Genomic DNA, 3,996 nt, shown 5'->3' with positions numbered 1-3,996 from the left:
CCCCCCCCACGCCCTGGCCGCCCGGAGCGTACCGAGCGCGCTGGCCGCCCCGAGCGCGCCGAGCGCCCGCCGCGCGCGGATCGACCCGAGCGCCCTGAGCGCCCGCCGCGTGCCGACCGCCCCGAGCGCCCGATCCCCGTCGTGGCCTATCCCGAAGACCTGCCCGTCAGCGCGCGGCGGCAGGAAATCGCGCGCGCCATCGCCGGCCATCAGGTGGTGATCGTCAGCGGGGAAACGGGCTCGGGCAAGACCACGCAGTTGCCCAAGATCTGCCTGGAACTGGGCCGTGGCCGCCAGAAGATGATCGGCCATACCCAGCCGCGCCGCCTGGCCGCCACCTCGGTGGCCAAGCGCATCGCCGAAGAGCTGAACACGCCGATGGGCGAGGTGGTGGGCTACCAGGTGCGCTTTAACGACCGCACCGGCCCCAATGCGTCCATCAAGCTGATGACCGACGGCATTCTGCTGGCCGAGTCGCAGCGCGACCCGCTCTTGCGCCGCTACGACACCATCATCATCGACGAGGCGCACGAGCGCAGCCTGAACATCGATTTCCTGCTGGGCTACCTGAAGCAGTTGCTGCCGCGTCGCCCGGACCTGAAACTGATCATCACGTCGGCCACCATCGACGCAGACCGTTTCGCCAAGCACTTCGCGGCATCGGAAGACAAACCCGCGCCGGTCATCGAGGTGTCGGGCCGCCTGTACCCGGTGGAGGTGCGCTACCGCCCCGTGCGCGAAGAATTGGCCGAGGACGCCGCCGCGCCCGCCGCCAAGCCGGGACGCGACCGCGAACGCATGTCGGGCGACGAAGAGCGCGACCTGATCGACGCCATCGTCGACGCCGTGGATGAGTGCGCCCGCCATGGCCCCGGCGACGTGCTGGTGTTCCTGCCCGGCGAACGCGAAATCCGCGAGTCCGCTGAAGCCTTGCGCAAGCGCCACCCAGCCGGCACCGAAGTGCTGCCGCTGTACGCGCGCCTGTCGCAGGCCGAGCAAGAACAGATCTTCCACCCGCGCACCAACGCGCGGCGCATCGTGCTGGCCACGAACGTGGCCGAAACCTCGCTGACGGTGCCCGGCATCCGCTTCGTGGTCGATAGCGGGTTGGCGCGCATCAAGCGCTATTCGTGGCGCAACAAGGTTGAGCAACTGCGCATCGAGCCGATCAGCCGTGCGTCGGCCAACCAGCGCGCGGGCCGTTGCGGCCGCGTGGGTCCGGGCGTGTGCATCCGGCTCTACGACGAACTCGACTTCAATAACCGCGCGGCGTTCACCGACCCCGAAGTGCTGCGTTCGTCGCTGGCGTCCGTCATCCTGCGGATGAAGTCGCTGAAGCTGGACGACATCGAGCAGTTCCCCTTCGTTGAGGCTCCGCCGGGCCGCGCGGTGGCCGACGGTTATCACCTGCTGCAAGAGCTGGGCGCGATCGAGCTGGCGTCCGCCTCCGAGGACGAGGCCGAAGCGTCGCGCACCGGTGCGTCGTTCGTGCTGACCGAAACGGGCCACGAACTGGCCAAGCTGCCGGTGGACCCGCGCATCGGCCGCATGATCCTGGCCGCGCGTGAACATCAATGCCTGGCCGAGATGCTGATCATCGCCTCGGCGCTGTCGGTGCAGGACGCGCGCGACCGCCCCATGCAAGAGCGCGAAGCCGCCGAAGCCGCGCACGCCAAGTTCGCCGACGACAAATCGGAATTCATTTCCTTCCTGAAACTGTGGCGCTGGTATGGCGAACAGGTCCAGCACAAGGCGTCGCAGCGCAAGCTGGTGGGGCTTTTGCGGCAGAATTTCCTGTCACCCATCCGGCTGCGCGAATGGCACGACGTGCATACGCAACTGGCGGCGCTGGTGGGCGAGCAGGGCTGGCGCGTCAATCAGGCGGAAGCCACGTACGAGCAACTGCATCTGGCGCTGCTGTCTGGCCTCTTGGGCAATATCGGTTTCAAGAGCGACGAAGGCGGCCACTACCAGGGCGCGCGCGAAATCCGTTTCCACATCCATCCGGGTTCACGCCTGGTGAAGAAGGCGGGCCGCTGGATCATGGCGGCTGAACTGGTCGAGACCACGCGTTTGTATGCCCGCTGCGTGGCGCGCATCGACCCCGTGTGGCTGGAAAAGGTGGGCGCACATCTGATCCGCAAAAACTGGTCGGACCCGCGTTGGGAAAAGAAGGCCGGGCAGGTCGTGGCCAACGAGCGCGCCACGCTATATGGGCTGACCATCTACACCGGGCGGCGTATCCATTACGGCCGCGTCAACCCGACGCAAGCGCGCGAACTCTTCATCCGCCAGGCGCTGGTGCCGGGCGAGATCGACACGCGCCTGCCGTTCGTGGCGCACAACCGCAAGCTGATTGCCGGCATCGAAAAGCTGGAGCATCAGACACGCCGCCCCGACATCCTGGTGGACGACGAACTGATCTTCGCCTTCTACGACCGCCAGCTTCCGGCCGATATCTCGCAGACCACCTCGCTGGAAAAGTGGGTGTCCGGCCTGGACAAGGCCGCGGCCGCCAAGCTGATGCTGACGCGCGACGAGCTGATGCGGCACGAAGCCGCCGGCGTCACTACCGATGTCTTTCCCAAAAAGGTGGAATGGCAGGGCGTGACGATGGCGCTGGACTACCACTTCGAGCCCGGCTCCCCGCGCGACGGCGTGACCCTGTCGGTGCCGCTGTTTGCGCTGAACCAGATTGACCCGGACCGCTGCGAGTGGCTGGTGCCCGGCATGCTGAAGGAAAAAGTGCACTTGCTGCTGAAGTCGCTGCCGCAAAAGCTGCGCCGCCATTGCGTGCCGCTGCCCGACTACGCGGCCGGTTTCTACGACCGCTGGTTTGAACGGCAGGCCGATCCGCAACAAGGCCTGGTTGACGCGATCATCGCCGACATGTGGGACCAGGTGCAGGTGCGCCCCGCCGTGGGCGACTTCAAGCTTGAGACCTTGCCCGCCCACCTGTTCATGAACTTCCGCGTGGTGGACGAGCACGGCCGCATGCTGGCCGCCGGGCGCAACCTGGCGCAATTGCGTGCGGAATTCGGCAAGCAGGCGCAGGCCACCTTCCAGCAACTGGCCGCCAGCGATACGCAGGTGGCCCAGGCGCTGGCGCACGAAAACCTGACGACGTGGTCGTTCGGCCCCTTGCCCGAAATCATGGAGATCAAGCGGCGCGGCCAATCGGTCATCGGCTATCCGGCCCTGGTCGACCGGGGCGCGCATTGCGACCTGGACGTGTTCGACGACCCGGACGAGGCGCGCAAGCACCACCGGGCAGGGCTGCTCAAGCTGTTCCGCCTGGGGCTGCGCGAGCAGGTCAAGTTCCTGGAAAAGAACCTGACGGACCTGACCAAGATCAGCATGCTGTACATGACGCTGGGTACGCAGGAAGAACTGCGCGACCAGATCATCGATTGCGCGCTGGGCCAGGCGTGCCTGGCCGAACCGTGGCCGGTGAACGAGCAGCAGTTCGACGCCCGCCGCGCCGAAGGCAAGGGGCGGCTGGGGCTGTTGGCGCAGGAAGTGGCCCGGCTGGCCGGCGCGGTGCTGACCGAGTACGCGGCCGTGCAACGCAAGCTGCCGCAAGCCAAGCCGCATGCCTCGGCCTATGCCGATCTGCAGCAGCAGTTAAGCGCGCTGATGCCCAAGTGGTTCATCCGCGACACGCCTTATGCGCAGTTGTCCCATTACCCGCGCTACTTGAAGGCGGCCATTGCCCGCATCGATAAACTGCGCGCCGACCCGGCGCGCGACGCCAAGCTGGTGGCCGAGATGGCGCCGCTGCTGACGCAGTACCAGCGCGCCAGATCGGCATTGAAGGGCGCGCCGGACCCGCGTCTGGACGAATTCCGGTGGCTGCTTGAAGAACTGAGGGTGGCGTTGTTTGCGCAAGAACTGCGCACGCCGATGCCGGTTTCGGTGAAGCGGCTGATGAAAAGCTGGGAATCGATCAAGCGCTGAAACTGGCTTGAACGGGCGGGGGGGGGGGGGGGGGGGGGG

At 66.8% G+C, this 3,996-nt stretch carries 1 protein-coding gene; it reads left to right on the top strand.

All coding sequences use genetic code 11. The features are described 5' to 3' along the window. Window positions 1–132: 132 nt before the first annotated feature. Window positions 133–3,957: an ATP-dependent RNA helicase HrpA gene (hrpA, locus tag ACE04A_RS11900; protein ID WP_485820144.1), complete on the top strand. Its 3,825-nt coding sequence runs from the start codon at window positions 133–135 to the stop codon at window positions 3,955–3,957. Window positions 3,958–3,996: the final 39 nt, after the last annotated feature.

The organism is Achromobacter colocynthidis, assembly GCF_057334535.1.
Note: the sequence above shows the minus strand (reverse complement) of the source record. Positions and strands in the feature narration are given on the sequence as shown.